Source organism: Pseudoalteromonas sp. P1-13-1a, assembly GCF_001401875.1.
Taxonomy (GTDB): domain Bacteria; phylum Pseudomonadota; class Gammaproteobacteria; order Enterobacterales; family Alteromonadaceae; genus Pseudoalteromonas.
This window is the reverse complement of the sequence record NZ_LKDV01000013.1, coordinates 93,665-112,773: the sequence shown is the minus strand read 5'-3', so window position 1 is coordinate 112,773 and position 19,109 is coordinate 93,665. Positions and strand designations below refer to the sequence as shown.

The following is a 19,109-nucleotide window of genomic DNA, read 5'->3' as shown; positions in this document are numbered from 1 at the left end:
GTCGTTTGCTTGCCTCGCTAAGCGTTGCCTGCTCTGCCGTCTCAGTGGGGTCGCATTATAGGGAGAACGGATTTTTACGCAAGCGTTTTTTAATAAAAACTATAAATAAAAGCTATTTCGTGTATTTTTCACTCTAAAGGGCCAAAGTAAGTACAAAAAACAAACTAAACCTATATGCAAAGCCCAGTCTGTTTTAAATATAACGATGTATAAAACGCAAAAAGCACCTATAAGGTGCTTTTTAGTTAATTTATTAACTACGGGTATTAATACAAAATACTATATAGCTTTCTTCTGTATTTCGCTGCAAGTGCATCTCCATCTGGTAGAGAAGCGATAATTGCTAAAAAGCTTGCTTTAGCGTCATTAAAGTTAAGATCCTTTTTAAGTACGCTGAAGAGTGTTTCGAGTGCTTCTTCTTTTCGTCCTGCATCGTTTAGCAATTGGCTTAGCTCTGTTTTTAAGTCTAAATCATTTGGGTGCTTTTCTACTTGAGATTGCTTTTCATTTATCTCTGGCGAGTCGGTAGCTTCGAGGGCCGCTTCGCATTTTGCTTTTATGTTATGAAAGTAAGCATCTTGCTCTTGGGCGTCAATTGTATCAATAAGTGCTTGAGCATCATCTAGCTTATGTATTTGAATACATATATCAGCTAATACAAGCTTTATACGGGCGTTTGCACTGTCTATTTCATACGCTTGCTTTGCGTAATTAAATGCAGCATTTAGATCCGACTTTAACAATGCTTGTTTTGCTTGTTCAAGAAGTAGGTCCTGTTGCGCTGGTAAATGCTTACTCAGGGCTTCGCGAATTTGCGCGTCTGTTTGCACGCCCGCTAATAAATCGACTGGCGCTGAATCTTTTAACAATACAAGTGTAGGTAAGGTTTGCAAACCAACCTGCTGCGCTAATTGCGAGGCAAGTGCTTGTTCTACGTCACAATCAAGGTTAGCCACTACAATATGGTCTTTATATTGCGTAGCTAAATTTTCTAATATGCCGATTTGGCTAATACACTCAGGACTTTGTGGCGAGTGGAAGTTAAGCAGCACCAACTTTTGTTGTGATGTTTCACCGAGTACTTGCTGAAGGTTTTGTGCGTTGATACTAACTATGTTGCTCATTGAATTAATTGCCATATTCATTTATTTAGGTTTTTATATGGAGACGAACATAATAAATACAAGTATTAAATACTTTCAAATAATGAGGGAAAACATGAAAATCACCTATCTAGCTGCAGCATTTATGATAGCAAGCCCACTTACTTATGCTAAGCCCCTAAACTTAGATTTAACTAAGAGTATGCCAGCTATTGAAAAGTTTTACCTCGACTTACACCAATCTCCAGAGCTTTCATATCATGAAAAAGAAACGGGTCAAAAAATAGCATCGCGATTAACAAAACTTGGGTTTGATGTAACAGATAAGGTGGGCGGCTATGGTGTGGTAGGGATTTATAAAAATGGCACCGGCCCTACAATAATGATTCGTACTGATACCGATGGCCTACCAATCACAGAGCAAACCGGTAAACCTTATGCATCTAAAGTACAAGTGACCAATGAGCATGGGAATAAAGTAGGTGTAATGCATGGCTGTGGCCACGATATACATATGAGCTCGTTTATTGGTACTGCTGAGCAACTTATTGCCCACAAAGATAAGTGGCAAGGAACGTTAATGATGGTTGCTCAACCTGCAGAAGAAGTTGGCGGTGGCGCAAAAGCTATGTTAAGTGAAGGCTTATTTAGTAAATATGCTAAGCCTGATCATGTTATTGCGCTGCATGTGAGTGCCAGCGTGCCTGCGGGTAAGGTATCAATGAAAAATGAATACACTATGGCAAGTGTTGATTCGGTAGATATAACTATAAAAGGCAAAGGCGGACACGGCGCCTACCCGCACACTACCGTAGACCCAGTTGTTATTGCTGCGCGTACGGTATTAGCATTACAAACAATCACAAGTCGCGAGCTTTCTCCACTTGAGCCTTCTGTTGTGACTGTGGGATCTATTCATGGTGGTTCAAAGCATAATGTGATTTCCGATGAAGTAAAACTTCAGCTTACGCTTAGAAGCTACAACCCAGAGGTGCGTACGGCGCAAATAGCCGCTATAAAACGTATTACAGCCGGTATTGCTCAAAGTGCAGGCCTTGCTAAGTCGCACTACCCTGTTGTTCACGTTCATGAAGATGAATCTATTCCATCTACTTACAACAACCCTCAGCAAACTAATATTGTTAGGAGCGCTATTGCTGATGCAATTGGCGAAACTAATGTACTTGAGACAAAAGCGGTTATGGCTGGTGAAGATTTTGGGCTGTACGGTAGAACTGACGAAAACATTCCTATTACGTTATTTTGGCTAGGTGGAGTAAACCAACAGCAATATACAAATGCGATGAAAAGTAACCAAACACTTCCCTCATTACACTCAAGTAAATTTGCGCCAGATTATAAAGTAGCATTACCGACCGGTATAAAAGCCATGAGTAACGCTGCAGTCGCGTTATTTAATAAAAAGTAAGCCGTATTTGAGAGTTCAGCAATTAAGTGGTTGCTGAGCTCTTTTTATAATTTGTTTTTTTAAATGGTGTTTTTTTACCACGCTTAGCAAAGCGCTTTTTAGGCGGAGCTTTAGGTAGCTTTGAAAATACATGACTATCACAACTAGCTGCTTGCTGTACAAAACCTTCAAGCTCCACCAGCAGTGGTTGTAAAAATTGTTGGTAGCTCATTGTTTGTTGAGCAATGTTGCCTAAGCTCGCCTCCCATTTAGCGGTCAAATCGGGACTAGCTAAGCCCTCTGGTAAAACACTAATAAGTGCCAGGCCTGTTTGTGTGGCTTTAATTGATTTACCCTCGCGCTTTAAAAAACGACGCCTAAATAATAATTCAATAATGCCTGCGCGGGTAGCCTCTGTACCTAATCCATCAGTCTCTTTGAGTATTTTTTTAATTTGTGAATCTTTTACATAACGACTAATGCCGGTCATGGCAGCCAGCAATGTTGCATCAGTAAAATGAGACGGTGGCGTAGTGTGTTTTTCTACAACTTCACCTTTAGTGCAGTTAAGCGCCATACCTTTTGTTAAATGAGGCAAGGTTGCTTCATCTTTTAGCTCGGCTTTGCCCATTAATACCTTAAACCCTAGGCTTACATCTTGCTTTGCATTGGCTTTAAATAAACCTCCCGCAATGGTTACCTCTACTTTAGTTTCGTTATAAATATAATCGGGGTAAAACTGAATTAAGTAATGCCTGCTAATAAGTTGATATACTTTTGCTTCATCAGGCGCCAGAGTCGCTGTTTTTAGTTGTTTGGCGGTAGGCACAATTGCATGGTGTGCAGCCACTTTTGCATCGTTAAAACATTTGCTACGTTTTTTAGCGTCTGCCCCATTCACAAATTCAGTACTTTGACCGCCATTAGCTGCAATTGCTTTTAAAATTGCAGGCGCATCTAAATGATGCTCTTTAGGCAAATAACGATTATCGGAACGAGGGTAAGTAATTAACTTATGACGCTCATAGAGCGTTTGGCAAATATCGAGTACTTGCTGAGCTGCCATACCCAATGCCTTTGCAGCATCTATTTGCAGTGCCGATAAATTATAAGGCAGCGGCGCGCTTTGTTTTTTTTGTTTTTGCTCGAGCGCAGTGACTTCAGCTGGTTGATTGGCTATTCGCGAGGCGACATTTTCAGCAAGTGCTTTATTTAATACACGCCCTTCTTCATCTTGATACGGTTCGCAGGCTTTGCTTGGTACCCATTTGGCCACAAAGCTTTGCTGCTCAGGAGTTATTAAATGCGCCAACACGTCATAAAATGGTTTTGACACAAAGTTAGCTATTTCGTTATCCCGATTAACCACTAAACCTAAAATTGGGGTTTGTACGCGACCCACCGACAACACATTGCCAAAGCCAGCTTTTTGCCCCGCCAGCGTATAAGCACGCGTAAGGTTCATACCAAATAGCCAATCTGCGCGTGAACGCGCAAGCGCCGACACACTAAGCGGAATAAATTCACGGTTTGAACGCATGTGGTTGAGTGCTTTTTTTACCGCCGCTAGATTTAAATCACTTATTAGCAAACGCTGAATACTTTGCTTTTTGGTTTTACTTATTTTGGCTTGCTCTATGACTTCATCCACCAACAATTGGCCTTCCCTATCGGGATCGCCCGCATGCACCAGCACTGATGCCTGTTTAATTAGCTTTTTTAAAATAGTTAATTGCTTACGTGTTTTCGTTTTTGCTTTGAGCTGCCACTGCTCCGGCACTATGGGAAGGTGTTCAAATTGCCACTTTTTAAAACGCGCATCATAATCATCAGGTTCAGCTTGCTCTAACAAGTGCCCGATACACCACGAGACACAGTCGCCATTAGCCACTTCTATATAGCCATCGTGTTTTTTATGTGGTTTAGGCAGTGCATCAGCAATAGCTCTGCCAAGTGATGGCTTTTCTGCGATATAGAGTTTCATGGGAGCTGCTCATTAACTGTTTATATAAACAGTAGTTTAGCACAGCTATTTTAAGGGTGGGGAGTTTTTATATTTACTATTAATCGGGTATTCTTTATTTTTAACTAAAATATAAATAAGAGGGAGATAGCACACTACAACAGTAGAAATATTAATGAGTGGCAAAAGCGTTTTATACATTAAAGTGCTATAAGATAAATCCCATAAATGGCGATCTACAACTCTAAATAGCTGTAATATAGGCGCCATAATAACCACAAGCTGACCTAATACAGATTGCCATAAGTAAACTTTATCTTTTAAACCTAGGTAAGCAATGAGTGCCATCCAAGCAATATCATTAAAAGCCCAAACAACGTATCTGTATATGTTTATACCTTTATCCAACGCTTTTAAAGGCTCATATATAAAAGCGCCGAATAAGAAAAAAGCACTCGTGATACATACAAACCTGAGTGCTAAATAATCTTTTCTTAGATAGAAAATAAAAATAGCAGGGAGTAAAAATAAAACCCAACTTAGCTCAAGAAAAGAATGTAACTCACTTAACCATATTGGCATTGTTATTCATTAGTCTTATCTTCGTCACCACCAGAACCATTTCCCGGCATATCGCAATATTTACTGATTGTTTCCACAGGCACTCCATTACATATGTTAAAGAAATGTACTGTAAGCTAAAATAATGAGATTGCCAAGATACTTAAAGGGATAAAGTACCTTAAAAAGAAACTAATTTACTAAAGTTTAACGCTAGGCAATAACCTAACGTACATCAATAGGGTCTGACTCTTTGGCCTTACCTTGTAAAATTGATATTTCAACTCGGCGGTTTCTGCGTCTATCTTCGTTTGAATCGTTTGGAACTAGCGGGCGAGTATCAGCGCGCCCTACTACCATCATGCGGTTTTTATCAAACCCTTGAACAGTTTGTAATTCGCTTGCTACTGCTACCGCGCGTTTTGACGATAAGTCCCAATTATTAATATATAACTCGTTTGAAACCTGAAAATCATCAGTGTGACCCGATACCGTAATTTCACCAGGTACATCCTTTAATAACTCACCAATATCTTGAATTATGGGCTTAAATTTAGGTTGTAAAAAAGCACTGCCAGAGGGAAATGAGCCATTTTCACGGATACGAATAATGATTTGCTGTCCTAAAGATTCAAGCTCGATTGCACCGTCGATAATTTGTTTTTCGAGCTGTTGTGCTATTTTTTTCACTAACTCGTTAGTTTGTTCTTGATCGGCGGCTGAAGTTGCTTGCTCTGAAGATTGCTGCTGCGATGTACTACGTGACTCGCCACCACGCTTATCGCCACGTTGCTCTTGTCTACCACCAGCTGAGCTTTCATCACCCGCTTGAAACTCTAACATTTGCTGGGTCATTTCAACGGTTTGTTGCTGAATGGTTTCTATCGGGGTAGGTTCAGGCTTACCTGGGGTAAATTCCATAGCAATAACCGAGGTCCCTTTAGGGATATCTTTTACTTCTATTTTGTTTTGCACACCAAATGCAAACTTCATCGAGCCTGCTATTTGCTTAAATTTAAGTACATCCATTTCTGAAAACGCGAGCAAAAGTACAAAAAAGCACATTAAAAGCGACATTAAGTCAGCAAATGTTCCCATCCAAGCAGGCAGACCTGGGGGTGGGCATTTGCACTCTTGATCAGACATGGTTACTCCTCGGTATCTACTTTGCGCTTAGACTCAGCAAGGTAGTTTTTCAATATACCTTCAATTACTTTCGGGTTTTGGCCATCTTGAATACCTAAAATAGCATCCAGTATTAGACGCTGATTCATGGCCTCTTCGTCTTTACGAAGCTCAAGTTTTACCTGAATAGGAATAGCCACTACATTTGCTAAAAATGCACCATATAAAGTAGTTAATAATGCCACCGCCATTGCGGGGCCAATGGCTTTAGGGTCATCCATGTTAGATAACATAGCAACTAAGCCTATTAACGTTCCTATCATACCCATTGCTGGGGCTATATCGGCAAGTGACTTAAATAAACCGGCGCCCAGTTCGTGACGAGTTGTAGTTAAAGAAATGTCTTTTTGAAGCGTGGCACGAACTACATCAGCATCGTGGCCATCAACGAGCATATCTACACCTTTGCGCATAAAAGGGTTTGGTATTTCGGCTTCTTCGAGGGCTAAAAACCCACCTTTACGGGCCGAATCAGCAAGTTCAACTGCTTTTTCAATCAGCTCTTCTGGCGATTCGATTTTAAACATAAATGCTTTACCAACAACCTTACCTATGCCCAAAAACTGTGACAAGGTAAAGTTTGATAACACAATAAATAGTGAGCCACCAAATACAATTACACTAGAAGGCGCATCGGCAAACATACCCATTTCGCCGCTACTACTCATAAACATGGACATGACAATTAAACCAATTGCGCCAAGGATCCCAATTATGGTTGCTAAATCCACATTTCCTCCAAAGTATTATACTTTGTTATTCAAACTTTTATTATTAACTGCTTATCGGCAAGGTACTGAAATACTTAAGCCATTTTTGAAAAAAGTGTAAAACACTGTGTTTGGCCTAATTTTAGATCAAGATACCCTGCTCGCCTAGCGACTGATTAATTTTATTGTACACAGTAAGCACTAATACGCATCTTATACATGGTAAAAATACGATTTAAACTGATATAACTCAAAAAACAACGATCATCCTTTGACCTAGTTTAGCATTCCCCCTAAAATTGGCTCCTAAATTTATCATGCTGGCTGAAATTAAACATGGCGACTAAAAAACCTGAAAACCTAAGTTTTGAACAAGCACTCGAAGAACTCTCAACCATTGTTGGTGAAATGGAACAAGGTGATTTATCGCTTGAACAGTCGTTAAAGCAATTTGAGCGTGGTATAGCCTTAGCTAACGCCTCAACAGGTAAATTACAACAAGCAGAACAAAAAGTGTCTATTTTGATGGGTAATGACGAAAAAGCAGCGCTTTCTTCCTTTAACAACGATATGGAATAACCGTGAGCATACAAGAAAAAATAGAATGTGCTCAACAAGATGTCGTAAAGACCCTGCAACAGTACTTTGATCAACCCCTTGATACCGCACACACAGTAAAAGAGGCCACGCAGTACGGCTTATTTAACGGTGGTAAGCGTTTACGCCCCTTTTTAGTCTACGCAAGTGGTGAAATGCTCGGAGCTAATAAGCAAGATCTAGACACCCTTGCTGCTGCTATTGAGTGTATTCATAGCTACTCGTTGGTGCACGATGATTTACCCGCTATGGATGATGACGACCTTCGTCGTGGACGCCCAACTTGCCATATAGAGTTTGACGATGCGCATGCAATTTTAGCGGGCGATGCACTACAAACATTAGCCTTTGAGCTAATCTCGGCTCACAAATTTACCTGCAGCGCGGCAACCCAAGTAAAAATGATCAGCGCACTGGCTAAAGCATCAGGGCTTGAAGGTATGGTAGGCGGACAAGGGTTAGATATTGCAGCCACTGATAAAATGATTACAGTACAACAGCTTGAGCGAATTCATAGGTTAAAAACAGGTGCCTTAATCAACTGTGCCATTACATTGGGTGCATTATGTAGCGAAAAAGCAGACAAACAAACCTTAGAAAACTTACGTGTTTTTGGGTATGCTATAGGGCTGGCATTTCAAGTGCACGACGACATTTTAGATGTTGAAGGTGACACATTTATTTTAGGTAAGCCACAAGGCTCTGATTTAGCTGCTAATAAAGCAACTTATCCGGCCCTATTAGGTATGCAAGGCGCCAAGCAAATGGCGCAAAATTTAATAGAGCAAGCACATCAAGCATTAAACAAAATAGATGCTGATACCTCTACTCTAGCGGCGCTGGCAAACTACCTGATTAAACGTGACCATTGAGTGTTACATATACGTATTGCCATTTAGCACTGACATTATTACTCAACAGCGGTAACAACTAATAAGTTAGCACCGGTGTTAGCGAAGGATAAAATAAATACCATGACACTTGATAGTAGCAAGTATCCATTACTTAACTTGGTTGACGAACCAGCCCACTTACGCGATATAGCGCAAGATAAACTCCCTGCGTTTAGCAACGAGTTACGAGACTATTTACTCAACTCTGTTTCGCAAAGTAGCGGCCATTTAGCGTCTGGTTTAGGAACTGTTGAGCTTACCGTTGCTCTACATTATGTGTATAACACACCAGAAGATCGCCTTGTATGGGATGTAGGCCATCAAGCGTACCCGCATAAAATTTTAACGGGCCGACGCGATTTAATGCATACAATTCGTCAAAAAGACGGATTGCATCCATTCCCTTTTCGTGAAGAAAGCCAATACGATACCTTTAGCGTAGGCCATTCAAGTACCTCTATTTCGGCAGCACTTGGTATGTCTATTGCGGCTCAAAAAGAAGGTAAAGGCCGCAAAACTGTTGCCGTTATAGGCGATGGCGCGATTACAGCAGGTATGGCATTTGAAGCCATGAACCACTTAGGCGATGTAAAATCTGACATGTTAATCATTTTAAATGATAACGAAATGTCTATTTCTGAAAACGTCGGTGCGTTAACCAACCACTTTGCGCGTATTTTATCTGGCAGCTTTTACACAAATATTCGCGAAGGCAGTAAAAAGTTACTCTCTGGCGTGCCTCCTGTTAAAGAACTTGCCAGTAAAGTAGAAGAACACCTTAAAGGAATGGTTATTCCAGGTACCTTTTTTGAAGAACTAGGTCTTAATTACATTGGCCCAATTGATGGCCACGATGTAAATATGCTCGTAGATACACTGCGTAATATGCGTAATTTAAAAGGGCCTCAGCTTTTACATATAAAAACCCAAAAAGGTAAAGGCTACAAACCGGCAGAAGCTGATCCTATTGGCTATCACGGTGTGCCAAAGTTCGACCCTAATACATCAAGCTTACCTAAATCTAAACCTGGCGCCGCCACTTTTTCTAAGGTGTTTGGTGATTGGCTGTGTGATATGGCCGAGCAAGATAAAAAGTTAATGGCTATTACGCCGGCAATGCGTGAAGGCTCAGGTATGGTGCGTTTTTCAAAAGAACACCCAGAGCAGTATTTCGATGTTGCTATAGCAGAGCAGCACGCTGTCACATTGGCCGCCGGTTTTGCCTGTGAAGGGTTAAAACCCGTTGTAGCTATTTACTCGAGCTTTTTACAACGTGCGTATGATCAACTTATTCACGATGTTGCACTGCAAAAACTACCTGTGCTTTTTGCTATAGACCGCGCAGGTATTGTGGGCGCCGACGGCGAAACACACCAAGGTGCGTACGACTTAAGCTTCATGCGCTGTATTCCCAATATGGTTATTATGGCCCCAAGTGATACTAACGAGTGCCGCCATATGCTTTATACCGGTTATAAGGCTAATTGCCCTGTAGCAGTTCGCTACCCTCGTGGTAGTGCCGGTACTGCCGATATTCAAAGCGAAATGACGCTACTAGAAATAGGCAAAGCCAATACCATTAAGCAAGGCGCTAAAATTGCTATTTTATCCTTTGGTACTTTGCTTGAAAACGCGCAACTTGCTGCAAGTGAGCTAGGTGCAACGCTAGTTAATATGCGCTTTATTAAGCCACTTGATACAAGTTTATTAGATGAGCTTAGCCAAACTCATGATGTAATAGTAACGCTTGAAGACAACGCTATTTGTGGTGGCGCAGGCTCAGCGGTTAATGAATATTTAGCAGCGCAAAAAGCCAACCTAAAAGTGCTTAACTTAGGTATCCCTGATGAATTTATTAAGCACGGCACACAAGCGCAAATGCACGATGAAATGGGTTTAGGCGAACAAGGCATTTTAAATTCAATAAAATCGTTTATCGCTTAATTAAATAAAAAAAGGAGCTTTTAAGCTCCTTTTTTTACCTAAACATTTTACAGCTTAGCTTTCTCATTACTTCATACGTTAGGTTTAACTATCAATAGCCAACACGCATATAAAAGGTATCGATTTAACTTTATCGCATCCACACTTTAATATCTGCTAAGCCATTACTTTGTAAAATACCCAGCTGCTGATCAACATTCGAATTTTGCTCAAACTCAAACGCATCTAACTGTTTATCAAACGTAATATTTGCGACACCGTCACCACCGCGTTTTTTAACCTGATGAAGCGCTATATCGGCTAAGTTTATCGACGTCTCCCAGCTTATTACTTGCCCACCTAAAAGTGGCAGTGGGTAAAAAGACCACCCCAATGAAGCCGTAATATTGGTTGTTTTACCGTTTGGTAATTGAAACGAATTTAATGCGATTGCTTGGCATAAGTCAGAGGCATAGCTGTCAATCATGTTGCACTTAAAATCGCGCAGCAATAATAAAAACTCATCCCCACTCCAGCGTGCTACATAGTCAGAGCCTTGGGTACGTGAATTAAGTAGTGCTGCCATTTGTTGTAAGCAGCTATCGCCTGCTATTGGGCCATACGCATCGTTTATACGGCTAAAGTTATCAAAGTTGATAATAAGCAGTACAAGTGACTTACCTTGCGCTTGTAAAGACTGCGCATTACGTTGGAAATGCTCAATATCTTTAGGGAGCTGATCAAACAAAAAGCGGCGGCTACGTAGCCCAGTAAGCTCATCTGAGTGACTAACTAGTTTAAGCTGTGAGTTTACTTGGCCTAATTTATCGTTAGCTTGGCGCAGCTCTAATGTACGCTCTGTAACCAGGGCTTCGAGTACTTCTTGCTTACGGCGCTCTTGCGCTCTAAATACCCAAAAAATAAAGTAAAACAGTAAAATAAACCCACTAACAATTAGCAATCTAAAGTAAATAGTTTCGTCAAAGCGCTGCGGTACTACAAATGCATACTCGACAGTTTGCGCTCTGTCCCAATCTTCGCCTTGGCGTTTTGCCTCAAGCTCAAATAAAAATGACCCCGCCGGTAAATTTGTATAAATGGCTTCTCGGCGTGCATTAGCATAGCGCCAATCACTATCTAAGCCACTTAACTTATATCTAAACTCAATACTATTTGGCGCATAATAATCGATGGCGGTGTACTTTAACGTTATGTCGCGCTCATCAGTATCTAGTAAAGGCTTTTCGCCCAATGCTGCGGTAGTTAATGCACGCAGAGGTGTGGTTAGTGTTTCTACTTTAGGCTTTAATACATTTAGGCCAAATAGCTCGGTATTTTTAGGTATTTCTACAATGCCTTGTAAGCTTGGGTACCAAATTGAATAATCGGTCATGGCAACGGCATCGTGTCCTAAACCGTTACAACACTGGCTTGCTTTACCATCGAGCTGCCTATCAAAAGAAGAAATAACCTCTTCCACTTTTAGGCTCGACACCTCTGATTTAAATTGCGCTACTGGCATACGGTAAACACCTTTCATGGTACTTACCCATACACGCTTATAAGTTTCGTCATACTCTAGGCTAAAAATAGAGCCATAGGGTAAGCCGTTGGCTGCATCTAACTGTCGCCAATGCCCTTGTAAGCTTCTGTAAAATAAGCCGTCATTAAGCGAGCCAATTAAAATACCTACACCATCTATGTGTAATACGCTGGTGATGTATGCACTTTCGAGCGAGGTTTGGTCACCTATTTTTTCAATGCCACGGTCAGTAAAGTAATACGCCCCTTTACTGGTCCCGATTACACCAAAGTTTGCTTTATCGAGCACATACGTTATAAATTTACTGCCTAAAAAGGCGTTGTATGCAAAGGGTGTTAACCCGCCATAACTCAGCCTATACAAGCCACGCCCTGTACCTATCCAAAAACCGCCTTTGCTTGATGGACTAATAGCAAATACAGGGTTGTCGCGCAGCGCTCTGCCAGGAAAACTGTATAGTTTATCTTGCTCGTAAAAAAACAGCCCTCGTCCGGTCGCTATATATAAACGCGAGCCATCAAACTGTAAGTCGTGTACTGTTGCACGGCCAAATTGCGCGCTGGGTATTTTATTGACAAAGTTTTTATTTAAATCGAAATAACCAATACCACTTTTATTTGCCACCCATAAATTACCATCGGGCGCTTGGCTGATTGCCATAACGGCCTCAGTCATTTGCGATAAAGCAGAGTGGCGTTCTATACGCCCTTCGTGTGCAAGCCATAAGCCTTCGCTAAAACTTGCAAGCCAAATATTATTTTGGCTATCGCGGTAAATATCGGCAAACCAAATACTTTGATCAAGCTGACTTGGCTCAACCCATTGCCACTCACCCGACTTAGCTCTAAAAAGCAGTCGTCCATACGTAGAAACCCATAAGCCACCATTGGTGTCGCTCATAAATTTATACACAGCTGAGTTATTCGCATTCGGCAGCGGAAAAGGTCTTAGCTCATCATCTAAATCTAAAAAGTAGGCACCCAGTTCAGAGGCTAAATATAAATTACCATTTAAAAAAGACAGATCATGAACAATGGTTTGTGCTAACCGCTCAGGCAATGACACCTTAGCTGTTAACTCCAACCTGAGTTTTGAAAAATCAGAGGCGCTTTTAGTTAAGCGTAGTAAATGACGGTCGTTGACAAGCCAAATTCCCTCTGGAGAAAGCGCCATTTGACTAACCGACCCCACTATTTGGGTGATCACAGTAGCATTTACAATAGGAACGAGTTCGTTCGCTTTATCACGTAAATCAACTTGGTTGCGGTCTACATAATAAAGCCCATTAGCTGCAATCCAAATGCTGCCCTTGGCATCTTCTAATATGTCTCTAACTGGGCCTTTAATATTAAATTCTTGTGCGGCAAGCGTTTGCGGGTTTATGACCACCAAGCCACTTTTAGTGCCCACCCACAGATAGCCATTGCTATCTATGAGCAGTTTATTAATACCATTGCTTGGCAAAAAAGGACTATTTTGTGTGTTGTAATTAGTGAACGTTGTGCCGTCAAAGCGGCTAAGGCCAAATTGCGTTCCGACCCACATATAGCCTTGCTGATCTTGCACAACACTTTTTAGCGATTGCGAAGGCAAGCCATCTTTAATATTCCATTGCTTAACAACGTAATCAGTAATAGAAGCCCAACTTGGCATGGCACACAACATAAGTACACATACCAGTAAAAATCGCATCATTTCGCTGCCACCTAGTTAAACAAATAAAACACAAAAATTAAAAGGGTAGTAAACCTGCTTTTATTAACGCTTGCAAACAAATAAGCGAAAAAATACCGGCAAGTACATCATCTGCCATTATACCCACGCCACCGTCCATTCGCTTATCGAGCGTTTTGATCGGGCCAGGTTTGGCAATATCAAAAAATCTAAATAATAAAAAGCCTACAAGTAGGGTTTGCCAACTAAGCGCTGCACCTATCATCGTAATGTAATAACCCGCAACTTCATCCCACACTATGGCTGGATGGTCGTGCACACCTAAATCATCGGCGGTTTTGCCACACGCCCAAATACCAAAAATACTAATAACCACGGCAAACACGATTTGTAGCCAAAGCGGAAAATACATGGTCATAAAAATAAATGGTAAAGCAGCAAATGTACCAAAGGTGCCTGGCGCAACAGGCGCAAGGCCAGTGCCAAACCCTAGGCCAAATAACTGGTGCGGGCGCTTTAAATTAAACTGTTTTTTGCTAGTCAAACCTGCTCCTTGGCAAAGTGCTCAAAGCCCTGTTGCTCAAAATTAAATTTTTCACCGTGGTGTAAAAGCTCAATGTGCCCTTCGCCACTTTTTATTTGCCCTATGCACGTTGCTTCTACGCCGTATTGACGTAATTTAAGCTCCAACATGCTTTTATTATCTTCAGAGACAGTAAAAAGTAATTCATAGTCATCGCCATAGCCTAAAATATACGGCAATTGCGCCTCAAAGCTCAGGCTTGAACGCATAGCGTCTGAGGTTGGGATGTTTTCAATATTTATACTGGCGCTGACTTGTGACATATCAAGTATGTGGCTTAAATCCGCCATAAGGCCATCAGACACATCAATAGCTGATGAAGCAAGGCCACGTAATACTTGCCCTGCAGCCACCCGTGGAGTGGGGTAATCAAAGCGGCTATTTATGTACTTTAAGTGCTCGGGCTCAATACTTAGGCCACGCTTGCGAGATTCAATAGCCAAGCCTGCATCACCTAGCGTGCCGGTTACACATACCCAGTCGCCCACTTTAGCACCTGCACGGCGTAAAGCTTTGCCCTCTGGCACAGTGCCTTTAGCGCATATAGTAACTGTTAAAGGGCCCTGCGTAGTATCGCCACCAATTATTTGTACATTAAAGTACTCAGCAATTTCGTGCATTCCCTCAGTAAATTCTTCAATCCACTGCTGGTTAATATTTGGTAGGGTTAGTGCCACCGACACCCAAGTTGGCTCAGCCCCCATGGCTGCTAAATCACTTAGATTTACGGCCAGTGCTCGGTGTCCTAATGCTCGGGGAGAAATGTCATCAAAAAAATGAACACCCGATACAAGCGTATCAGTTGTTACTGCAAGTTGGCAGTTTTGCGGAACGGTAACTAATGCACAGTCGTCCCCTATTCCTAGGCTTACATCACGACGAGTTATACCACGACCTTTAAAGTAGCGGTTTATTAATTCAAATTCCTTCATACACAAAAAAGCCGACCTATGCCGGCTCTCCTTTTTAACGTGTACTAACTGTTAAAGCTAGGCTCTTTAGCAGAGCGCTTTAGCAAGGTTAGTATTACTTGCGTAAATGCTTAACAGCTTTATCAAGTACACCGTTTACAAATTTATGGCTGTCTTCAGCGCCAAATATTTTAGCAAGCTCAATGCCTTCATTGATTGCTACTTTGTATGGCACATCTTCACGGAATTTAAGCTCATACGCGCTTAAACGTAAAATTGCACGCTCTACCATATCTAAATCATCAAATGGACGTGTTAAATGCGGAGATACAGCTTCATCTAGTTGCTTATAATTAACGGCAACGCCACGCGCTAAATCTTTAAAGTATTCAACATCAATTTTAGTCACGTCGTTTTCGATCAACATTTGTTGTTCGATATCGGCAATTAAATTGCCACTTAATTGCCAAGAATAAACGGCTTGAAGTGCTAAGATACGTGCTTTACGTCTTGCTGCTGGTTTCACAAAAATTCCTTAAACTTAAATTTTATCTAACACATTAACCATTTCAAGCGCGCCTAATGCCGCTTCGCCGCCTTTGTTACCCATTTTGGTACCAGCGCGTTCAATTGCTTGTTCAATGCTTTCTGTGGTTAATACGCCAAATGCAACCGGGATATCATACTCAAGCGATACATTTGCAAGGCCTTTGTTAGATTCGCCAGCAACGAGGTCAAAGTGTGGTGTACCACCTCTGATCACTACGCCTAATGCGATGATTGCATCATACTCTTTTTTTGCCGCAATGCGTTTTGCCGCTAAAGGTAACTCTACTGCACCGGGTACATACACAACGGTAATGTCATCATCGGCTACGCCACCAGTACGCTTTAGCTCATCAACAGCACCTTCTAGTAGGCTGCTACCAATAAAATCGTTAAAACGAGAAATAACAATAGCGAATTTTTTGCCTGGAGCGTACTTATTACCTTCAATAATTTTCATTTGATAACCCTAAAAATATGTTCAAGCGGTTGCGATTGCGCAAAAATTGCTGCGCATCATACCATAAAAATAAAAAAATAGACTAGTTAAAAGCTGAGCCCTTATTGTGGCTCAACGTAATCAACCACTTCTAAATGAAAGCCCGAAAGTGCATGGTACTTTTTAGGGCGACTCATTAAGCGCATTTGCTTAATACCTAAATCAGCCAGTATTTGCGAGCCCACACCAACGGTACGCGATGTACCTTTAAATTTACGCGGCGTAACATTTTCGCCAGCATCGGCAGCAGCAAATGCTTTTACTGTGGCCTCTAGCTCTTCGGTGCTTTCTTGTTTACCTAAAATAACCAGTGCACCGTTATTTTCTGCAATGTAAGCCATTGCATCAGAAAGCCCCCAACTACGGTCCGCACTTCTGTCTGAAAGCAAAATGTCGTTAAAGGTACTTTGTAAGTGCACGCGCACAAGCGTTGGTTCTTGCTCTTTAATTTCGCCTTTTAGCAATACGTAGTGCAGTTGGCCGTCAATCGTATCTTTATAGGTTACTAAATCAAACTCACCGTGCTCAGTGGGTAATTTACACTTAGCCACTTGCTCTATGGTGGTTTCGTTAAGGTTTCGGTACTCAATTAAATCTGCAATTGTGCCAATTTTAATACCGTGCTCTTTAGCAAATATTTCTAAATCGGGGCGGCGCGCCATAGTGCCATCGGCATTGAGAATTTCTACAATAACTGATGAGGCTTCAAGGCCGGCTAAACGTGCTAAATCACACCCGGCTTCGGTGTGGCCTGCGCGCGTTAACACGCCACCTGGTTGTGCCATAATAGGAAAAATATGCCCAGGTTGTACAATATCACTTGGTACAGCACCCTTTGCAATTGCCGCTTGAACTGTACGTGCTCTATCGGCTGCTGATATACCTGTTGTTACGCCTTTGGCAGCTTCAATCGACATAGTAAAGTTAGTAGAAAACGCTGCGCCATTGTTTTTAACCATTAACGGTAAATCAAGTTGCTCACAACGCTCTTGCGTCATAGTTAAACAAATTAAGCCACGGCCATGAGTGGCCATAAAGTTAATTGCTTCGGCGCTAATGTGCTCTGCTGCAATGATTAAATCACCTTCGTTTTCTCTGTCTTCGTCATCCATTAAAATAACCATTTTACCGGCTTTAATGTCGTCGATGATTTCTTGTGCGCTGTGTAAGTTCATAAATTTGCTCGTGTAAGTTATCAGTGTCGTTATTTAACAAAACCAGCTTTAGCTAGTAAGCTCATTGAAATGTCTGAGCCCGTTGGCTGCTCAGCCCCTTTAATAAGGCGCTCTAAATAACGTGCAATTTGGTCAACTTCTAAATTAACGCGTGTGCCCACTTTAAAATCAGCAATGGTAGTTTGCTCGCTTGTGTGCGGCACTATGGTTAATTTAAATTCATTACCTTGGACAGCGTTTACTGTCAGGCTTATACCATCTATACATACAGACCCTTTATAAGGAATGTACTTCATTAAATTTTCATCTGTGCTTAACCAGTACTCTGTTGCGCGCGCATTACTCGTAATAGCGGTAATGGTGGCAATGCCATCAACATGACCAGAGACCAAGTGCCCCCCTAAACGCGAAACCGGCTGCATGGCTTTTTCTAGATTAACTGTTTGGCCAATATTGTAATTTGCAAACCCAGTGAGGCTGATAGTTTCATTTGATAAGTCGGCACTAAAGCCATCAATGTGCTTATCTACTACGGTTAAGCATACGCCATTAGTGGCAATACTATCACCTAGCTTTACATCGCTCATATCAAGGTTAGCGCTTTGAATGCGAATGGCTAAATCGCCTTGTTTTTTTTGTAATAGCGCAATTTTGCCTGTGGCTTCAATTATTCCAGTAAACATAGCCCTACTCTTTTAATTAAGTGGTTGGAATGTGTTTTGTGGCGGTTATACGTAAATCATCGCCTATTTTCACACACTCTTTAAACGTCAAATTAACGGTGTTTTGCATATCTGTTAGCGGTGCAAAATTAACTAAGCTTTTTGCATCGCACCCCATTAGTTTAGGCGCTAGATAAAATATATATTCGTCTATTAAATTAAGCTCTGTCATTTTACCGGCAAGTGTAGCACCCGCTTCTAAATAAACATGATTAAATTGCAGCTTAGCAAGGTACGCTAAAACAGACGTTAAATTAACTTTGTTATTTTGCTGTGGCACTTCTATATGCCTTACAAAATGCGGCCACTGCGTTGATTTATCAACCTTGGTAGTAAAAATTATTATTTCACTTTCAATATTAAATACTGCCAGCTCTGGTGTAAGCCTATTTTGTGAGTCAATTATAACACGCACCGGTTGGCGTAGGGGTAATTCAGTAGGCAAAGCCTGTGGCAACTCGCTTAACCTCACATTGAGCTTAGCATCATCCGTAATAACCGTATCGGCGCCCGTTAAAATAGCGCAGCTTTGTGCTCGATGTAGTTGTACATCTTGTCGAGCAGCGCTGCCGGTGATCCACTTACTTTGGCCATTTTTTAGCGCGGTTTTACCATCAATGCTGGCCGCCATTTTACACGTAACATATGGAAGCCCCTGCTCCATACGCTTAAAAAAACCTAAATTAAGTGCGCGCGCTTGCTGCTCTAAAAGCCCAAATGCAACCTCAATACCGGCATCGCTAAGTATTTTAAGCCCTTTACCTGCTACTTGTGGGTTGGTGTCGACCATAGCCGCAATAACTTTTACTACACCTGCGGCTTTTAAACCCTCTGCACACGGCGGAGTGCGTCCGTAATGGCTACACGGTTCAAGCGTAACATACGCTGTCGCGCCTTTTGCGTTTTCACCTGCTACAGCAAGGGCATTAACCTCAGCATGTCCCTGCCCAGCTAATTGATGAAACCCTTCACCAATTATGTGGTTATCTTTAACTAAAACACACCCTACATTAGGATTGGGGGTGGTTGTAAATCGCCCTTTTTTTGCAAGCTCGATGGCACGTGCCATGTACGTTTCATCTTGCGCGGTAAAGGTTGTTTGGTTTTGCATTA

17 protein-coding genes are annotated in these 19,109 nt (G+C 41.6%); 4 read left to right on the top strand and 13 right to left on the bottom strand.

Annotation, left to right across the window (positions count from 1 at the left end; genetic code table 11):
- Window positions 1–266 precede the first annotated feature (266 nt).
- Window positions 267–1,124 carry a tetratricopeptide repeat protein gene (locus AN391_RS10335; RefSeq protein WP_055015333.1) on the bottom strand — a complete coding sequence of 286 codons (858 nt, stop codon included), beginning with the start codon at window positions 1,122–1,124 and terminating at the stop codon, window positions 267–269.
- Between the two features lie 94 nt (window positions 1,125–1,218).
- Here AN391_RS10335 and AN391_RS10330 point away from each other — a divergent pair, with 94 nt between their 5' ends.
- Entirely contained in the window at window positions 1,219–2,532 is a 1,314-nt protein-coding gene (locus AN391_RS10330) for a M20 family metallopeptidase (protein WP_055015332.1), read from the top strand.
- A 22-nt stretch (window positions 2,533–2,554) separates the two neighbouring features.
- Here the strand turns inward: AN391_RS10330 and AN391_RS10325 are convergent, their stop codons facing one another.
- The 4 genes from AN391_RS10325 to pomA all read right to left on the bottom strand — a co-directional run bounded on the left by AN391_RS10325 (window position 2,555) and on the right by pomA (window position 6,951).
- Window positions 2,555–4,495: a DNA topoisomerase III gene (locus AN391_RS10325; protein WP_055015331.1), complete on the bottom strand. Its 1,941-nt coding sequence runs from the start codon at window positions 4,493–4,495 to the stop codon at window positions 2,555–2,557.
- Window positions 4,496–4,540: 45 nt separating this feature from the next.
- On the bottom strand, window positions 4,541–5,056 hold the full coding sequence (locus AN391_RS10320; RefSeq protein WP_055015330.1) for a hypothetical protein: 516 nt from the start codon (window positions 5,054–5,056) through the stop codon (window positions 4,541–4,543).
- A 204-nt stretch (window positions 5,057–5,260) separates the two neighbouring features.
- The gene (locus tag AN391_RS10315) at window positions 5,261–6,181 is read right to left on the bottom strand and encodes a flagellar motor protein MotB (protein ID WP_004586875.1); all 921 of its coding nucleotides are present in this window, start codon (window positions 6,179–6,181) and stop codon (window positions 5,261–5,263) included.
- 2 nt (window positions 6,182–6,183) lie between these two features.
- Entirely contained in the window at window positions 6,184–6,951 is a 768-nt protein-coding gene (pomA, locus tag AN391_RS10310) for a flagellar motor protein PomA (RefSeq protein ID WP_004586874.1), read from the bottom strand.
- Between the two features lie 315 nt (window positions 6,952–7,266).
- Here pomA and AN391_RS10305 point away from each other — a divergent pair, with 315 nt between their 5' ends.
- From AN391_RS10305 to dxs, 3 genes are all read left to right on the top strand, one after another.
- Window positions 7,267–7,509 (top strand): exodeoxyribonuclease VII small subunit, encoded by a 243-nt coding sequence (locus AN391_RS10305; RefSeq protein WP_055015329.1) that lies wholly within the window; start codon window positions 7,267–7,269, stop codon window positions 7,507–7,509.
- A 2-nt stretch (window positions 7,510–7,511) separates the two neighbouring features.
- The gene (ispA, locus tag AN391_RS10300) at window positions 7,512–8,399 is read left to right on the top strand and encodes a (2E,6E)-farnesyl diphosphate synthase (protein WP_055015328.1); all 888 of its coding nucleotides are present in this window, start codon (window positions 7,512–7,514) and stop codon (window positions 8,397–8,399) included.
- Window positions 8,400–8,501: 102 nt separating this feature from the next.
- The gene (dxs, locus tag AN391_RS10295; protein ID WP_055015327.1) at window positions 8,502–10,364 is read left to right on the top strand and encodes a 1-deoxy-D-xylulose-5-phosphate synthase; all 1,863 of its coding nucleotides are present in this window, start codon (window positions 8,502–8,504) and stop codon (window positions 10,362–10,364) included.
- Between the two features lie 130 nt (window positions 10,365–10,494).
- On the opposite strand, the gene AN391_RS10290 is transcribed toward dxs, so the two are convergent.
- The 8 genes from AN391_RS10290 to ribD all read right to left on the bottom strand — a co-directional run bounded on the left by AN391_RS10290 (window position 10,495) and on the right by ribD (window position 19,107).
- Window positions 10,495–13,581: a ligand-binding sensor domain-containing diguanylate cyclase gene (locus AN391_RS10290; RefSeq protein WP_029773767.1), complete on the bottom strand. Its 3,087-nt coding sequence runs from the start codon at window positions 13,579–13,581 to the stop codon at window positions 10,495–10,497.
- Between the two features lie 37 nt (window positions 13,582–13,618).
- On the bottom strand, window positions 13,619–14,104 hold the full coding sequence (locus AN391_RS10285) for a phosphatidylglycerophosphatase A (protein WP_024031690.1): 486 nt from the start codon (window positions 14,102–14,104) through the stop codon (window positions 13,619–13,621).
- The gene (gene thiL / locus AN391_RS10280; RefSeq protein WP_054983488.1) at window positions 14,101–15,075 is read right to left on the bottom strand and encodes a thiamine-phosphate kinase; all 975 of its coding nucleotides are present in this window, start codon (window positions 15,073–15,075) and stop codon (window positions 14,101–14,103) included. Before thiL ends, AN391_RS10285 begins: the two co-directional genes overlap by 4 nt.
- A 94-nt stretch (window positions 15,076–15,169) precedes the next feature.
- On the bottom strand, window positions 15,170–15,580 hold the full coding sequence (gene nusB, locus AN391_RS10275; protein ID WP_004586866.1) for a transcription antitermination factor NusB: 411 nt from the start codon (window positions 15,578–15,580) through the stop codon (window positions 15,170–15,172).
- Between the two features lie 15 nt (window positions 15,581–15,595).
- Complete coding sequence (gene ribE / locus AN391_RS10270) at window positions 15,596–16,060, bottom strand: 6,7-dimethyl-8-ribityllumazine synthase (protein ID WP_004586865.1); 465 nt, start codon at window positions 16,058–16,060, stop codon at window positions 15,596–15,598.
- A gap of 101 nt (window positions 16,061–16,161) precedes the next feature.
- The gene (gene ribBA / locus AN391_RS10265; protein ID WP_024031688.1) at window positions 16,162–17,274 is read right to left on the bottom strand and encodes a bifunctional 3,4-dihydroxy-2-butanone-4-phosphate synthase/GTP cyclohydrolase II; all 1,113 of its coding nucleotides are present in this window, start codon (window positions 17,272–17,274) and stop codon (window positions 16,162–16,164) included.
- 29 nt (window positions 17,275–17,303) lie between these two features.
- On the bottom strand, window positions 17,304–17,957 hold the full coding sequence (locus tag AN391_RS10260; protein ID WP_055015326.1) for a riboflavin synthase: 654 nt from the start codon (window positions 17,955–17,957) through the stop codon (window positions 17,304–17,306).
- A 16-nt stretch (window positions 17,958–17,973) separates the two neighbouring features.
- Window positions 17,974–19,107, bottom strand: coding sequence for a bifunctional diaminohydroxyphosphoribosylaminopyrimidine deaminase/5-amino-6-(5-phosphoribosylamino)uracil reductase RibD (gene ribD / locus AN391_RS10255; RefSeq protein WP_055015325.1), 1,134 nt, complete (start codon window positions 19,105–19,107; stop codon window positions 17,974–17,976).
- Window positions 19,108–19,109 lie beyond the last annotated feature (2 nt).